The sequence below is a fragment of the Amycolatopsis sp. NPDC051371 genome (assembly GCF_040682155.1).
GTDB lineage: Bacteria > Actinomycetota > Actinomycetes > Mycobacteriales > Pseudonocardiaceae > Amycolatopsis.
On record NZ_JBFBAG010000004.1, the window covers coordinates 226,023 to 238,854 of the forward strand.

Here is a 12,832-nt window from a genome sequence, read left to right on the forward strand (position 1 = left end):
ACGCTCCGCGGTTTCCTCGTCACCCAAAGGAGTGGACAAAAGAAAAGGCCACCACCGGACGCGGTCGTCCGGTGGTGGCCTCGAAGAGCAAGACTTACGGGAAGTACTTGCCCAGCAGCTGCTCCAGGTAGTCGAGCAGGTCGTTGATCCCGTCCTGGATCGCGTTGCCGGCGCTCGGCCGGAACCGGATCACCTGCGGGTCGTGGTCGCTGGCCTGGTCGGCGAACTCCGCGTTGATGTGGACGACGTCGTAGTCCACCCCGCGCGGCGCCGTCGACGCCAGGATGTGGTCCAGCACCTGCGACTGCCCCTCGAACACGTAGCTGTACCGCTCGGCCTCGGGCACCGACGCGATCAGGTCCTTCAGCGCGCCACCGGCGGTGAGCGTCTGGACCGCGGGCGAGAACGGGTAGTCGTTCAGGTCACCCGCCACGACGATGTTCGCTTTGCGGTCGGCCGTCAGCAGCTGGTCGACGAACCCGCGCAGCACCGTCGCCTGCTTCGCCCGCTGCACCTCGGAACTGCGCACCGGCGGCTGGAACCGGCCGTGCGTCGGCTGGTCACCGCCCTTGGAGTTGAAGTGGTTGGCGATGACGAACACCGTGCGGCCCTTGAAGACGAACTCGCCGGCGAGCGGCTTGCGGCTGTCTTCCCAGGCCTCGTTCGTCGGGTCGACGCGGCCCGGCGATGCCGTCAGGTGCGTCTTCCCGTGATCGCGGACAACGCCCACCGAGGTCGTCGAAGTCCCACCCGGACGATCCACAAAGGACACACGAGCCGGGTTGAACAGGAACGCCACGCGGATGTTGCCACCCGGCTGGCCGCCGTCTTCGTCGTTCACCGGGTCGATCGAGCGCCACTGGTAGCGCGGGCCACCCTTGGCGACGATGGCGTCGGTGAACTTCTGCAGCGTCTGGTCCGCCACGACGGTGCCGTCGTCGGTCGCGCCCGTGTTGTCCTGGATCTCCTCCAGGTTCACGATGTCCGGCGTCGCCAGGTGCGTCACGATCGCCTCACCGAGCCGGTCGTACTTCGCCTGCGGGTCGCCCGGCGCCAGGTTTTCGACGTTGTACGTCGCGACGGCCAACTCGCCGGAGCGCTGCTTACGCGTCGACTCGGCCTGCAGCCCGTTGTCCTTTTCGACGCCGAGCACGCTGGCGAACAGCGTGTAGCCGCCGAAGTTGCTGTACTCGATCGGGCCCGACGTGGTGCCGGTCAGCACGTCACCGACGTTGAGCTTCGGGAACGGCCGCTGCTCGAACGGGATCAGCGACGACACCTTCATGACGCCGCTGTTCAGCTGGTCGTACCCCAGGTAGACGCTGCCGCCGCGGACGGACTTGTGCTGGTCCGGCTTGGACGTCACGTACAGCTCGTTGAACGAGTTCGACGGGCCGACGACGCGGGCGTCGCTGACCGAAACGATCTCGCTCTCGTGCGACTCCCAGAAGTCCAGCGCGTACTTCGCCGGCTCGAGCGGGAGCGCCTCGATGTTCCCGCCGGGCGACGGCGCGTACGTCGTCGGCACGGTGTCGGGGTTGAGCACGGTCGGCGCCGGCAGGGCGTTCCCGTGCGAGCCGACCGTCCACTGGGCACTGCCCAGCTCGGTGAGCGACTGGTAGTTCGACGTCGCCGGCGCGTCCGGGTAGAACTCGCGGACGGTGCCGGCCGCGGTCACCGCGTCGCCGACCGCGACGGCCGGGCTGGTCGAGCCGGTGAACACGAACAGGCCCTCGCTGGTGCGCGGGTCGTTGTCCGGGGTCGGGTCCGTGAACCAGAAGCCGCGCACCGAACCGAACGTCCGGGTCGCGGTGACGACGCCGGTGACGTCGCTGACCTTCTTGTCCTTGAACGGCGAAATGCGCGTGGTGCCCTGGATTTCGTGAATCTTCGCCGGGGTACCCGGTTCGCCGGGGTCACCACCGCCGGTCGTCTCGCCCTTTGTGTTCGTCGGGGACGGGTCGCCGACGGTGAAGTCGGCCGCGTTGTCGTCGGTGTCGGCCAGTGACGTGCCGCGCGCGACGGACGTCGAGTTGGACGGCGCGGCGGCCGGAGCGCCTTCGCGCACGGTCGCCGTGCCGAACCCGACGAGGTCCTTGACCCGGGCGTCGGCGGCGCAGTCCGCCGCGGTCTTGCAGGTCAGCGCGGTCGTGCCGGAGACGAGGGCGATCGTGCCCGCCGTCGCGGACATCGCGATCGCGCCGGTCGCGTCCGGCGTGGGCAGGGCGACCGTGCCGCCGCTGCCCTTGCCCTCGGCCACGAGGTAGCGCCCGCCCGGCGCGACGCTGCCGGCCAGCTGCGTCACCTGCCAGGTGCTGGACGCGCTCGGCGAGCCAGGCAGGTATTGGACGCTGAAGCCGTCGACGCTCATGGCGGCAGTACCGTGGTTCGCGAGCTCGACGAAGTCGTTGGTCAACGTGGCGCCGGAGTTGCCGCCACCGCCGTAGACCTCGGCGATGACCGCGTCGGCGCTCGGTGCCGCGAAAGCAGCCGGTGCGGCCACTCCGCCGAGCACCAAGCCGGACGCGACGGCCACCGTCAGCGCGGTCTTGGCTCTGTGGGTCTTGATCACCCTGAGTCCCCTTTGTGCTTGAACAGTCGTGGCATAGTCCCCCGAACAGATGAGGAGGAGGAAGACAAAGGTGCAACGATTCGTGACAACTACTTTCGTCGTCACTCTTTCGGCAGAGCAGGTTTTGTGATCACGCTGGTACTCGGCGGAGACGTCAACGTTCAGGGCCGTGCGACGCCGTCGGTGGCGTTCGAGCGGCTGGGTCCACTGCTCAAGGGGGCCGATCTCCGGTTCGTGAACCTCGAAGGACCGATCGACGCGCCGATGGCCGAAGCGCTGACTTCGGCCGGCATAGACGTCGTTTCGTGCGCCAACGACCTCCTCCACCCGCCGGCCGGCCTCGCCGTCCTCGACCACGCGAAGATCGCGCACTGCGGCGCCGGTGCGGACCTCGATGCCGCACACGCACCGGCGGTGCTCGAGCGATCCAGCGAAAAGGTCGCATTCCTCGCGTACACCTCACTTCGCCCGTACGGCTACACCGCCCAGCCGGGCTCCCCGAGCGTCGCGCAAGCGTTTGCGACCACGGCTTACCAGCCTGATCCGCGCGTCGCGGAGATCCCGGGCCGGCCGCCGCTGGTCCGCACGACGCCGGTGCCCGAGCACCTCGAACGACTCGTCGCCGACGTGAAGTCGGCCAAATCCGGCAACGACCACGTCGTCGTCTCGATGCACTGGGGCCTGCCGGGGCCCGACCTCACGGAGTACCAGGTCGCCTACGGACGCGCCGCGATCGACGCCGGCGCCGACCTCGTCGCCGGGCACGGGCCGCACACGATCCAGGCCGTCGAGGTGTACCGCGGCCGCCCGATCCTCTACAGCCTCGGCAACCTCGTCTTCGACTGGCCGGCGATGCGCGGGCGGCACGTCGACGGGCTGCTGGCCGGCTGCATGTTCGGCGCCGAACCCCGGCTCGAGCTCATCCCCGTGCGGCGCAACGCCGACAACGAGTGCGAACCGCTCGCCGGGGAGGAAGCGGGCAAAGTGCTGCGGTACCTCGCGGACGTCTCGGCCTTACGCTCCACGACGGTGTCCATCCGGGACGGGATCGCTTCGGTGGCCGGGCTGGGTGCTGGTGCGTAACGGATCGCGCGCGGACTGTGACAGGACGCGGCGCCTCTGTCACCCATCCGGCGCATCTGCCTTAAATGCTCCCTAAGACCCGGAACAACCCGCGTGAAGCGGCGGTACGGTCTGCGTGAGCCGCCGGAAAAGTGGCACAGACCACTCCTCGACAGCTCTCGACCAGCACGAACACGTGGGGGAGGGAGAACCATCATGTGGGGGCTGATTGTTCTCAGTTGCGTGTTCGTGCTGGTGCTGGGGATAGCCGCGGTCGTGGACCTTCGGGACCACGACCGCGGCGAACACCGGGTCTAGCGCACAGCCTGCTTCGCCTTGTAGCGGCCGATGAGCGTGCGCGCGCCGGCGAGCGCGACCCGCCCGGCGCCCTTCGCGCTCGCGGCCAGGACCGTCGTCCAGTCGAAGTAGTCGCGCCACAGCACGATTCGGCCCGCTTCGACCTCGAACGTGCCGCACACCCAGAACTCCGCTTCCCACGCGCCGCGGCGCAGCACGTCGGTGCGTTCGGTGAGCACGACGTTGCCGTCCGCGGCGATGTGGTGCGTGCGCGCCTCGAACCCGGAGCCGAACCGGGCCAGCAGCCGCAGCTGCTTCTCGACCGCCGCGACGCCGCGGGCGGGCGGCAACGGCACGTTCTGGTACACGATGTCGCTCGCCGCGAACGTCAGCGCACGGTCGATGTCGAGGTCTTCGAGGGCCTTGAGGAAACCGGTCACCACTGCTTGGGGTTCATCGGTCATGACCCCAGGCTAAGGGTCAGAACGGCCGGTCGCCCGCGATGGCGACGCGCTCTGCGATCCGGACGTGCGGGTGGTAGTCGTTGACCGCGTAGTGCTGCGTCGCGCGGTTGTCCCAGAAGGCCACCGAGTTGGGCCGCCAGCTGAACCGGACCTGGAACTCGGGCGTGTGAGCCTGCAGGAACAGGTACCGCAGCAGCCGGTCGCTCTCGTCGCGGTCCATGCCGACGATGTGCGTGGTGAACGCCTGGTTGACGAACAGGGTGCGCCGCCCGGTCTCCGGGTGCGTCCGGACGACCGGGTGCTCCACCGGCGGGAACTCGTCCTGCCACTGCGCGAGGAGCGCAGGATCGGAGAACCGGTCGAAGCCGGGGAGGTAGTCGTGCACCGCGGTGAGCCCGTCGATGCGGGCGCGGACGTCTTCGGGCAGGTTGTCGTAGGCGGCGGCCATGTCGGCCCACATCGTGTCGCCGCCGGCGGGCGGCACCTCGATCAGCCGCAGCACCGAACCCAGCGCCGGGTTCGGCCGCCAGGTGACGTCGACGTGCCAGATGTTCTCGTAACCGGGCATGGCAGCGGTGCGCTCGAAGCGCGTGACGGCGTCGTCGTCGCCCTTCGGGATGAACGGGTTGGTCTCCAGCGCGCCCCAGTTCGCGGCGAACGCGCGCTGCTGCGCCGAGGTGATGTCCTGGTCGCGGAAGAAGAGCACCTTCCACTCGAGCAGGGCGCGGTTGAGCTCTTCGCGCAGCTCGGCGGTGAGCGGCGCTCGGAGGTCGACACCGTCGATCTCGGCGCCGATCACGCGGCCCAGCGGCCGGAGGGCGAAGAGGCCGTAGTCTTTTCGCGGCTCTCGCAGGACGCGCGGGCCTTCGAGCAGGCCGTCGGCGGGTGTGATGGCCTCCCGCAGCTGAATCCGGGCAGGCAGGTCTACGGACATGGTTGTGCTCCAAGGGTTTTCGGGAGGATTCGGACGCCGGGCTCGCGTCAGGCAGGGGGCGAGCCCAGGCGACCGCGGCGCAGCAGAAGCTCCACGGTGCCTTCTCCGACCGACCGCTTGGAGGCGCGGCCGTGCCACCGGACTGGCGTGCTTTCCGAGGTGGCGGGCATGCGCTCATGGTGTTCTCCCTCCCGCCCTGCGGTCAAGACGTCCACTTGGTGGAACGCGTCAACGCCGCAGGTCACCGCGATGCGGGCGGCTTGGGAGCATGAGGCAAGATCTTCCACGATCGGGTGAGCGCCCTTGACGACGGAGGTCCCCATGCCGGAAGGCAGAGGCTCGCGGATCGGCAGTGACATCCCGGAGCTTCGCCCCGGGGCCGGGGGCTTCGCCACCCGGAACCCCCCGAAGAGGCCGGACCGGCTGCGCGCCGCCGCCGACCTGCTCGACCAGGCCACGGCCGCCGACGACAAGGCGGCGGGCAGGTTCGCCGAGGCCCGCGTGGATTCGACGCCGTTCGGCATCTCCCCCCAGGCCCGCGAGCTGGCGGCGCGCTGGTCGGCTGCCCTCGCGGCTCGCGAGGCGGACGCGCGCGTCCTCGGCGACGCGACGTCCGACCTGGCCGGCCGGCTGCGCATGGCGGCGGAGAGCACCCGGAGCAGCGGCTTCCGGGGGCGGATCGCGGTGGCACCGTGACGTCTCCGGTGTTCGAACACCCGGCGTTGACCTCGGCGGCCGTCCAACTGGCCTCCCTGCGCACGGCGGCGGGCCGCATCGGCGCCCCGGACCCGGTCGCGGCCCTGCGCCACCTGGACTGCTCGCCGTCGTCGATCAGCGCGTCCGCCTCGGCGGTCGACGCGGGCGCGTTGCTCGTGACGTCGGCGTCCACGGAGTTCCGCAGCGGCGTCGACCACGGCGAATCCGGCGGCAGCGCGGAGACGTTCGGCATCTGGGCGGACACAGTGGACGGTCAGTACGCCACAGCGGCCCGCGCGGCCGCCGCGACGGCGTCCTTGGGCGTCCGGATCGCGGCCCAACTGGACGAGCTGGCCATCTCGGCGTCGGCGGAGGTGTGCGCCCTGGCTTCCGCCGCGGAGGACGCGGTGTCGGCGGTCCTGGCGGACGACCGGTCGCCCGAGGTGGTGAGCACGGTCAGCGTGACGTGCGCGGCGGTGGTCCGGACGGTCTCCGCGAAGATCGCGTTGCTTTCTTCGCTGCTGGCAGAACTGGAGCCGTTGACGGCGCCGGCGGTCCAGCTCAGCTGAACCGTTCCCGGGCCCAATCATCGAAGGACCTCGCCGGGTGCCCGGTGACTTTCGCGACGTCCAACGAGACCGGCTCCGGTTCTTCGACCAGCGATGCCCAGTAAGGCAAGGCGCTTTTCGCGAATTCCTCGCCCAGTTGCGTTGTCGCTTCTTGTTCGGACTGTTCTTCCCAGCGGACGGGAATGCCCATCGCTTGCCCGATGGCCTTCACTTGGTTTTCCTGGGTGATGGCTTCCGGTCCGGTGACGAGGTAGATCTGTTGCGCGTGGTCTTCGGTGAACGCTTTGATCGCCATCTCGGCGACGTCCTTTTCGTGGACGAGGGACCGCTTGGCTTGGCCGTACGGCGCCCGGACTTTGCCGGTTTCGCTTGCGGGATCCAGCCGAGGGTGTTGGTGGCGAGACCGGTGACGCGGAGGAAGGTCCAGTCGTCGGTTATTCGTGTGACGGCGTCCTCGACTTCGCTCCAGAAGCCGCCGTCTTCCGCCGCTGCCGATGAGACGTAGACGATCTTCTTGTCTTTGAAGGGTTTTAAGGTTTTGTCGATACCTTCGGCTTTGTAGAACGGCCAGACGAGGTAGACGGCGTCGACTCCTTCTGCGGCGTCGGCTGTGTCGGTGATGTCGCCTTGGACGACCTCGACCTTTCCGGGGGCTTTCGTCGCGTCTCGGACGAGGACCCTGACGTCGATGCCGGCGTCGCGGAGGCCGCTGACGACGTGGCGGCCGGTGTTGCCGGTGGCCCCGGTGACGAGGACCTTCATGGTGCGCTCCTTGGTGATCAGCTTGTGCCGACCACCGTCACACTTCAAGAGCCCTTCAAGTCAAGCCGTGCGATAGGTTGCCCGCCATGTCCGTCGCCTGGCCACCCGCTCCGATCAGGACCGAGCGGCTCGTCCTCCGCGAATCCGAGCCCCGCGACCGTCCCGCGTTCATCGAACTGTTCGCCTCACCGGAAGTAGGCACCTACATCGGTGGCCCGCAACCACGAGACGAACTGGAGCGCACGACAGCCGCGATCCCCGGGCGGCGTCCCGGCCTGTTCGTAGTCGATCTCGGCGGGGCGATGATCGGCATGATCACGCTCGACGCAAAGGACCACAGCGCCGCGAAAACCGAACTCGGCTACCTGTTCCTGCCGCAGGCATGGGGACACGGCTACGCGACCGAAGCGTGCGCAGCGGCCCTCGGCTGGTTCGCCGGCGCCCATCCCGGCGAGCCGGTGGCGCTCTGCACCCAGACCGCCAACGACCGTTCGATGCGGCTCGCGGCGAAGCTGGGGTTCACCGAGGTGGAACGGTTCGAGGCGTACGGCGCCAAGCAGTGGCTCGGCGCGTGGTCTTCGGCCACTTCGAAAGATTGACGTGCGATGATCGGGACATGATGAAACCGGGTGGCCAGGACATCTGCCGCCGGCGGCACGCCGATACCGGTGCGGAGTGCTGCCTGCCGGACACCCACTACCCGCGGCCTCACTGTGACGTCTCCGGGACCACTTGGCACGACGGACTTTGCCCGGACTGCCACGGTGGTGGCACCGTGTTCAACGCGGTGTGTCCCACCTGCAACGGCCACGGGTTCGCCTTGATCGACGTGGACGAGGACTGACCGCACACGCAAAACGCCCGGCAACCTGTAAGGGCTGCCGGGCGATTCGAGAGCGGTGGCGGTGGGATTTGAACCCACGGACGGGGATTAGCCGTCACACGATTTCGAGTCGTGCTCCTTCGGCCGCTCGGACACGCCACCGCCGAGAACAATACCGGAGGGCACCCGCGCGCCTCACAAGGGGTCCGGACCCCGATCCCCACGGCGCCTGACCTGCGCGTCTCGCACCAGGCCGCGCGCCTTCGAGCGCAGGTCGTGAGCCACCTCGGCCACCTGCGCGCGGCGGCGCTGCATCCGTCCGGACGCCTCGAGGCGCCGGTTGCCCGTGGCCGCGCCGAGCTTCGACCGGGCGCTGCCCACCGTCTGCTGGACCTTGTCCTTCATAGTCATGCCCAGGGGGTACCCACCAGCGCAGGCGGGTCAGCGCCGTGTGGCGAAATACGTCTCGAGGACGGAAGCGCACTCCGCCGAAAGGACGCCGCCGTGGACCTCCGGGCGGTGGTTGAGACGGCGGTCGCGGACGACGTCCCACAGGGACCCCACCGCGCCGGTCTTGGGCTCCCACGCCCCGAACACCAGCCGCGAAATCCGGGCCAGCACCAGCGCGCCCGCGCACATCGTGCACGGCTCCAGCGTCACCGCCAGCGTGCAGCCCTCGAGCCGCCAGCCGTCGCCCACCACGCCCGCCGCCGACCGGAGCGCGAGGATCTCCGCGTGGGCCGTCGGGTCGCCCAGCTCCACCCGGGCGTTGCGCGCCGCCGCCAGGGGGACGCCGTCGGGGCCGAACACGACCGCCCCGATCGGCACGTCCGCGCCGGGAGCCCGCGCTGCCTCCAGCGCGGCCTCCACGGCCTCGGTGTCGGACGGCCGTCTCAGAGCTCGTCCAGGAGCTTGGCGAACTCGCTGCCGAACCCGCACCGCTGCGCGACCATCTGCAGCTGCTCGTCCGGGTACAGGTCGACCTCGCCGACGATGACCTCCAGCTCCGGCCCGGGCAGCCCCAGATCGGCCAGGAGACCGAGGTCGCCCTCGGGCCAGACGGAGTCGTCCTCTTCGTCCGGTGGATCGACGCGCAGGACGTCGAGGACGTCCGCCGCGATGTCGTAGTCCAGTGCCGCCGCCGCGTCCGAGAGCAGCAACGACGGTCCTCGCGGGCTCGGCCGGACGATGACGAAGAACTCGTCGTCGACCGCCAGGAGCCCGAAGGACGCACCGGTGGAACGTAGTTTGCCCAGTTCAGTGATCGCTGCGTCCAGCTCGGTCAGCGCCCCCGGGTCGAGCGCACTGCACCGCCACCGACCGTCTTCCCGGACCACGGCTACCGCGAAGCCCGTGACCGGCTCATCCACCGCCATGCGCACACCGTATTCCGCCGCTCGACCGAACGCACGCACGGTGCGCCCGAAGCGCCGCATGGGGCACTATCGGGAGCATGACCGGCCCCACTGACCTGCCCACGCTGCCCGGCACGCCGTTCGCCGGGCTCCTCGACGACGCGCGGGCGCTGCAAGACCGCACGGTCGCCCTCCGGCGCGCCGTGCACCGCCACCCGGAGCAGGGACTCCACCTCCCGCGCACCCAGGCGGCGATCAGGGAGGCCCTGTCCGGCCTGCCGCTGGAGATCACCGAAGGCAAGGCCACGACGTCGCTGACGGCCGTCCTGCGCGGCGCGCGGCCCGGCCCGGCGGTGCTGCTGCGCGGCGACATGGACGCGCTGCCGCTGACCGAGGAAACCGGCCTCGACTTCGCGTCCGAAGACGAGGAGTCGATGCACGCGTGCGGGCACGACACGCACGTCGCGATGCTGGCGTCGGCGGCGCGGCTGCTCGCCGAGCGCAAGGACCAGCTGGCCGGGTCGGTCGTGTTCATGTTCCAGCCGGGCGAGGAGGGGCACCACGGCGCCCGGTTCATGATCCACGAAGGCGTGCTCGACGCCGCCGGGACGCGGGTCGAGCGCGCGTTCGGCGTCCACATCCTCGCCAACCTCCGCAGCGGGCTGCTGTCGGTCCGGCCGGGCCCGCAGATGGCGTCGGCGGACTCGTTCACGGTGCACGTGACCGGCAAGGGCGGCCACGGCTCCGCGCCGCAGCACACGATCGACCCGGTGCCGGCGGCCGCGGCGATGGTCGGGGCGCTGCACACGATGATCACGCGCCGGGTCAGCGTGTTCGACCCCGCGGTGCTCTCGGTGACGCGGATCCAGGCCGGCACGACGTCCAACATCATCCCGGAGACCGCCGAGCTCGAGGGCACGATCCGCACGCTGTCCGAGCAGACGCGCGCGCTGGTCCGCGACGAGCTGTACAAGGTGTGCGAGCAGGTCGGCGCGGCGTACGGCTGCCGCGTCGTCGCCGACGTCGAGCCGGGCTACCCGGTGACGGTCAACGACGACCGCGTCGCCGCCGAAGTCCTGACGCTCGGAGAGGCCGTGCTCGGCCTGGAGAACGTCGAGCTGATGGCGGACCCGCTGATGGGCGCCGAAGACTTTTCCTACGTCCTGCAACGCGTTCAGGGCGCGTACGCGTTCCTGGGCGCGTGCCCGCCCGGCGTCGACCCCGCCGAGGCGGCCGCGAACCATTCCAACCGCGTGCTCTTCGACGAGGACGCGATGCCGAGCGGCGTCGCGATGCTCGCCGCCTTCGCGCTGGACGCCCTGCGTTAGGGCCCGGTCCGCGATGGACGGCCGTCTTCGAGGTGCCCGGCGAAGCGGCGGCGCCATCCCGGCGCCTCGAAAGTGACGTCGTACCAGCCGTTCGTCGCCGGTACCGGGAAGTCGTGCGAGCCGCCCGGCGGGATGGTGACGCCGTTCAGCGCAACCGGCGCCGGCCCGCTGTTGGTCACCGTGACGCGCAGCGCGGGCGCCGGTGTGAACGTGACGGAAGCATCGAGGCCCGCTTTGCCGGCGGCCTCGACGACGAACCCGTTCGGGCCGTGGATCGCGATGTCGTACGACTCGGCGTACGGGATTTCGCCCGTCATCTCGCTCTTCGGGCCGACGTCGAAGCGTTGTGACGCGCCGCCCGCGTGGTAGGCGTACGCGGCCAGCTGCAGCGTCTGGGTGCCGTGGTTCGCCAGGTGCAGCTTCAGCGCGCCCGGCCCGGCCGCGGCCCAGGCGACCGGCTGGTACGGCAGCGGGCGCGCCTTCGCCGTACCGGGGTCCTGCACCAGGGCGCCCGGCCCGAGCCCGGGCTTCGGGAGCCGGGACTGCGTCCGGTCGGCTTCGGCGCGCAACGCGTCCGCGTCCGGCAGCAGCGGGATCGTCGTGTCGTGCGCGCGGAAGTCGAAACAGCTGGTCAGATCGCCGCAGATGGCGCGGCGCCAGGCCGAGATGTTCGGCTCGCGCACCCCGGTCCACGTCTCGAGGAAGCGCAGCACCGACGTGTGGTCGAAGACCTGCGAGTTCACCCAGCCGCCGCGGCTCCACGGCGAGACGACGGTCATCGGCACGCGCGGCCCCAGCCCGATCGGCAGCGGTGCGCCGGACGCGCCGCCCCTCTCCGGGCGGTTCCCCGGCAGGTACTCGCCCGGGGTCCCGGGTGGCGGTGTCGGCGGGACGACGTGGTCGAAGAAGCCGTCGTTCTCGTCGTAGTTGATGAAGACGACGGTCGATTCCCACAGCTCCGGCTTGTCCCACAACGCTTTCAGCATCCGCTGGACGTAGGAGGCGCCGTCGACCGGCCGGGCGGCGGGGTGCTCGCAGTAGCCATACGGAGCTACGACCCACGACACCGCGGGCAGCGTCCCGGCCGCGCAGTCGGCGAGGAACTCGGCCAGCACGTGGTCGAGGTCCTTGCCCTTGCCGGAGTCGGGCAGCAGCTTCGTGCGCAGGTTGGCGCGCTCGGCCAGCCGGTGCTTCACCGGGTCCATCGAGTACAGCGCGTCGTGGAAGTTCTGGAACAGCCACAGCGGGTTGTCGCCGTAGTCGCCGGCGAAGTGCTCGGGGACGCCGCGCTCCTCGTCGTTCGCGTAGATCCGCCACGTGATCCCGGCGGACTCGAGCCGCTCCGGGTACGTCGTCCAGCGGAACGACGGCTTGTAGTCCGGGAAGTTGTGCGTGACCGGGCCGCCGGCGACGCCGTCGGGGTCGATCGTGCCGGTCCAGTGGAACAGCCGGTTCGGCTGCGTCGGGCCCTGGATCGAGCAGAAGTAGTGGTCGCACAGCGTGAAGGCGCCGGCCAGCGCGCGCTGGAACGGGATGTCGTCGCGCGTGAAGTACCCCATCGTCATGGGGCTCTTCGCGGCGACCCAGGCGTCGTACGCGCCGCCGTTCCACGCGCGGTGCGTGCTGTTCCAGTCGTGCGGCAGCTCGCCGAGGTCCTGGCCGTCCACAACGGACGTGTCGATCCGGAACGGCAGCACCGGCGCACCCTTGCTGCGCTGGCGGAAGACGTCGCGCAGCGCCGCGCGGTCGCCGAAGCCGCGCACGCCGGCCATCGTGCCGTAGTAGTGGTCGAACGACCGGTTCTCCTGCATCAGCACCACGACGTGGCGGACGTCGTCGATCGTCCCCTTCCGCGGCGGAGTGGCGCACGCGGCCGTCAGCGAGCCGGCGACGGTGGCCGCGGCCGCGCCGCCGAGCACCGTGCGCCGCCGGATCCGGCCCATGCCCACCTCCTCGCACGAGGTTTTCCC

Annotated in this window: 15 protein-coding genes and 1 tRNA gene; 6 read left to right on the plus strand and 10 right to left on the minus strand. The window is 70.2% G+C overall.

Features of this window, described 5'->3' with window-relative positions:
* Window positions 1-94: 94 nt before the first annotated feature.
* Complete coding sequence (locus AB0M59_RS07550; protein ID WP_364610263.1) at window positions 95-2,572, minus strand: endonuclease/exonuclease/phosphatase family protein; 2,478 nt, start codon at window positions 2,570-2,572, stop codon at window positions 95-97.
* A gap of 126 nt (window positions 2,573-2,698) precedes the next feature.
* Between AB0M59_RS07550 and AB0M59_RS07555 the strand changes: the two genes are divergently transcribed.
* The gene (locus tag AB0M59_RS07555) at window positions 2,699-3,655 is read left to right on the plus strand and encodes a CapA family protein (protein WP_364610266.1); all 957 of its coding nucleotides are present in this window, start codon (window positions 2,699-2,701) and stop codon (window positions 3,653-3,655) included.
* A gap of 293 nt (window positions 3,656-3,948) precedes the next feature.
* Here the strand turns inward: AB0M59_RS07555 and AB0M59_RS07560 are convergent, their stop codons facing one another.
* Together AB0M59_RS07560 and AB0M59_RS07565 are read right to left on the minus strand one after the other, a co-directional pair.
* A complete protein-coding gene (locus AB0M59_RS07560; RefSeq protein ID WP_364610269.1) occupies window positions 3,949-4,395 on the minus strand; it encodes a limonene-1,2-epoxide hydrolase family protein in 447 nt (148 codons plus the stop codon).
* A 16-nt stretch (window positions 4,396-4,411) separates the two neighbouring features.
* Window positions 4,412-5,329, minus strand: coding sequence for a TauD/TfdA family dioxygenase (locus AB0M59_RS07565; RefSeq protein ID WP_364610272.1), 918 nt, complete (start codon window positions 5,327-5,329; stop codon window positions 4,412-4,414).
* 321 nt (window positions 5,330-5,650) lie between these two features.
* Between AB0M59_RS07565 and AB0M59_RS07570 the strand changes: the two genes are divergently transcribed.
* Window positions 5,651-6,025 carry a hypothetical protein gene (locus AB0M59_RS07570; RefSeq protein WP_364610275.1) on the plus strand — a complete coding sequence of 125 codons (375 nt, stop codon included), beginning with the start codon at window positions 5,651-5,653 and terminating at the stop codon, window positions 6,023-6,025.
* Window positions 6,022-6,594, plus strand: coding sequence for a hypothetical protein (locus AB0M59_RS07575; RefSeq protein WP_364610278.1), 573 nt, complete (start codon window positions 6,022-6,024; stop codon window positions 6,592-6,594). Before AB0M59_RS07570 ends, AB0M59_RS07575 begins: the two co-directional genes overlap by 4 nt.
* Here AB0M59_RS07575 and AB0M59_RS07580 read toward each other — a convergent pair.
* Together AB0M59_RS07580 and AB0M59_RS07585 are read right to left on the minus strand one after the other, a co-directional pair.
* Entirely contained in the window at window positions 6,587-6,805 is a 219-nt protein-coding gene (locus AB0M59_RS07580) for a hypothetical protein (RefSeq protein ID WP_364610281.1), read from the minus strand. The genes AB0M59_RS07575 and AB0M59_RS07580 overlap by 8 nt on opposite strands.
* Complete coding sequence (locus AB0M59_RS07585) at window positions 6,802-7,356, minus strand: NAD(P)H-binding protein (protein WP_364610284.1); 555 nt, start codon at window positions 7,354-7,356, stop codon at window positions 6,802-6,804. The genes AB0M59_RS07580 and AB0M59_RS07585 overlap by 4 nt, the downstream gene beginning before the upstream one ends.
* 86 nt (window positions 7,357-7,442) lie before the next feature.
* Between AB0M59_RS07585 and AB0M59_RS07590 the strand changes: the two genes are divergently transcribed.
* On the plus strand, window positions 7,443-7,955 hold the full coding sequence (locus AB0M59_RS07590; protein WP_364610287.1) for a GNAT family N-acetyltransferase: 513 nt from the start codon (window positions 7,443-7,445) through the stop codon (window positions 7,953-7,955).
* Between the two features lie 17 nt (window positions 7,956-7,972).
* On the plus strand, window positions 7,973-8,200 hold the full coding sequence (locus tag AB0M59_RS07595) for a hypothetical protein (protein ID WP_364610290.1): 228 nt from the start codon (window positions 7,973-7,975) through the stop codon (window positions 8,198-8,200).
* A 53-nt stretch (window positions 8,201-8,253) separates the two neighbouring features.
* Here AB0M59_RS07595 and AB0M59_RS07600 read toward each other — a convergent pair.
* The 4 genes from AB0M59_RS07600 to AB0M59_RS07615 form a co-directional block, all read right to left on the minus strand.
* Window positions 8,254-8,341, minus strand: a tRNA-Ser gene (locus AB0M59_RS07600).
* 33 nt (window positions 8,342-8,374) lie between these two features.
* On the minus strand, window positions 8,375-8,590 hold the full coding sequence (locus tag AB0M59_RS07605; protein WP_364610293.1) for a CsbD family protein: 216 nt from the start codon (window positions 8,588-8,590) through the stop codon (window positions 8,375-8,377).
* Window positions 8,591-8,620: 30 nt separating this feature from the next.
* On the minus strand, window positions 8,621-9,049 hold the full coding sequence (locus AB0M59_RS07610; protein ID WP_364610296.1) for a nucleoside deaminase: 429 nt from the start codon (window positions 9,047-9,049) through the stop codon (window positions 8,621-8,623).
* Between the two features lie 23 nt (window positions 9,050-9,072).
* Window positions 9,073-9,555: a tRNA adenosine deaminase-associated protein gene (locus AB0M59_RS07615; RefSeq protein WP_230863018.1), complete on the minus strand. Its 483-nt coding sequence runs from the start codon at window positions 9,553-9,555 to the stop codon at window positions 9,073-9,075.
* A 77-nt stretch (window positions 9,556-9,632) separates the two neighbouring features.
* On the opposite strand from AB0M59_RS07615, the gene AB0M59_RS07620 reads away from it, so the two are divergent.
* Window positions 9,633-10,862: a M20 family metallopeptidase gene (locus AB0M59_RS07620; protein WP_364610299.1), complete on the plus strand. Its 1,230-nt coding sequence runs from the start codon at window positions 9,633-9,635 to the stop codon at window positions 10,860-10,862.
* Here the strand turns inward: AB0M59_RS07620 and AB0M59_RS07625 are convergent.
* A complete protein-coding gene (locus AB0M59_RS07625) occupies window positions 10,859-12,805 on the minus strand; it encodes a phosphocholine-specific phospholipase C (RefSeq protein WP_364610302.1) in 1,947 nt (648 codons plus the stop codon). The genes AB0M59_RS07620 and AB0M59_RS07625 overlap by 4 nt on opposite strands.
* Window positions 12,806-12,832 lie beyond the last annotated feature (27 nt).

Bases quoted from the DNA above. Each gene is read 5' to 3' on its own strand.
- AB0M59_RS07560 (WP_364610269.1), bottom strand. From the start codon at position 4,395: ATGACCGATGAACCCCAAGCAGTGGTGACCGGTTTCCTCAAGGCCCTC.
- AB0M59_RS07565 (WP_364610272.1), bottom strand. From the start codon at position 5,329: ATGTCCGTAGACCTGCCTGCCCGGATTCAGCTGCGGGAGGCCATCACA.
- AB0M59_RS07570 (WP_364610275.1), top strand. From the start codon at position 5,651: ATGCCGGAAGGCAGAGGCTCGCGGATCGGCAGTGACATCCCGGAGCTT.
- AB0M59_RS07585 (WP_364610284.1), bottom strand. From the start codon at position 7,356: ATGAAGGTCCTCGTCACCGGGGCCACCGGCAACACCGGCCGCCACGTC.
- AB0M59_RS07590 (WP_364610287.1), top strand. From the start codon at position 7,443: ATGTCCGTCGCCTGGCCACCCGCTCCGATCAGGACCGAGCGGCTCGTC.
- AB0M59_RS07595 (WP_364610290.1), top strand. From the start codon at position 7,973: ATGATGAAACCGGGTGGCCAGGACATCTGCCGCCGGCGGCACGCCGAT.
- AB0M59_RS07605 (WP_364610293.1), bottom strand. From the start codon at position 8,590: ATGACTATGAAGGACAAGGTCCAGCAGACGGTGGGCAGCGCCCGGTCG.
- AB0M59_RS07615 (WP_230863018.1), bottom strand. From the start codon at position 9,555: ATGGCGGTGGATGAGCCGGTCACGGGCTTCGCGGTAGCCGTGGTCCGG.
- AB0M59_RS07620 (WP_364610299.1), top strand. From the start codon at position 9,633: ATGACCGGCCCCACTGACCTGCCCACGCTGCCCGGCACGCCGTTCGCC.
- AB0M59_RS07625 (WP_364610302.1), bottom strand. From the start codon at position 12,805: ATGGGCCGGATCCGGCGGCGCACGGTGCTCGGCGGCGCGGCCGCGGCC.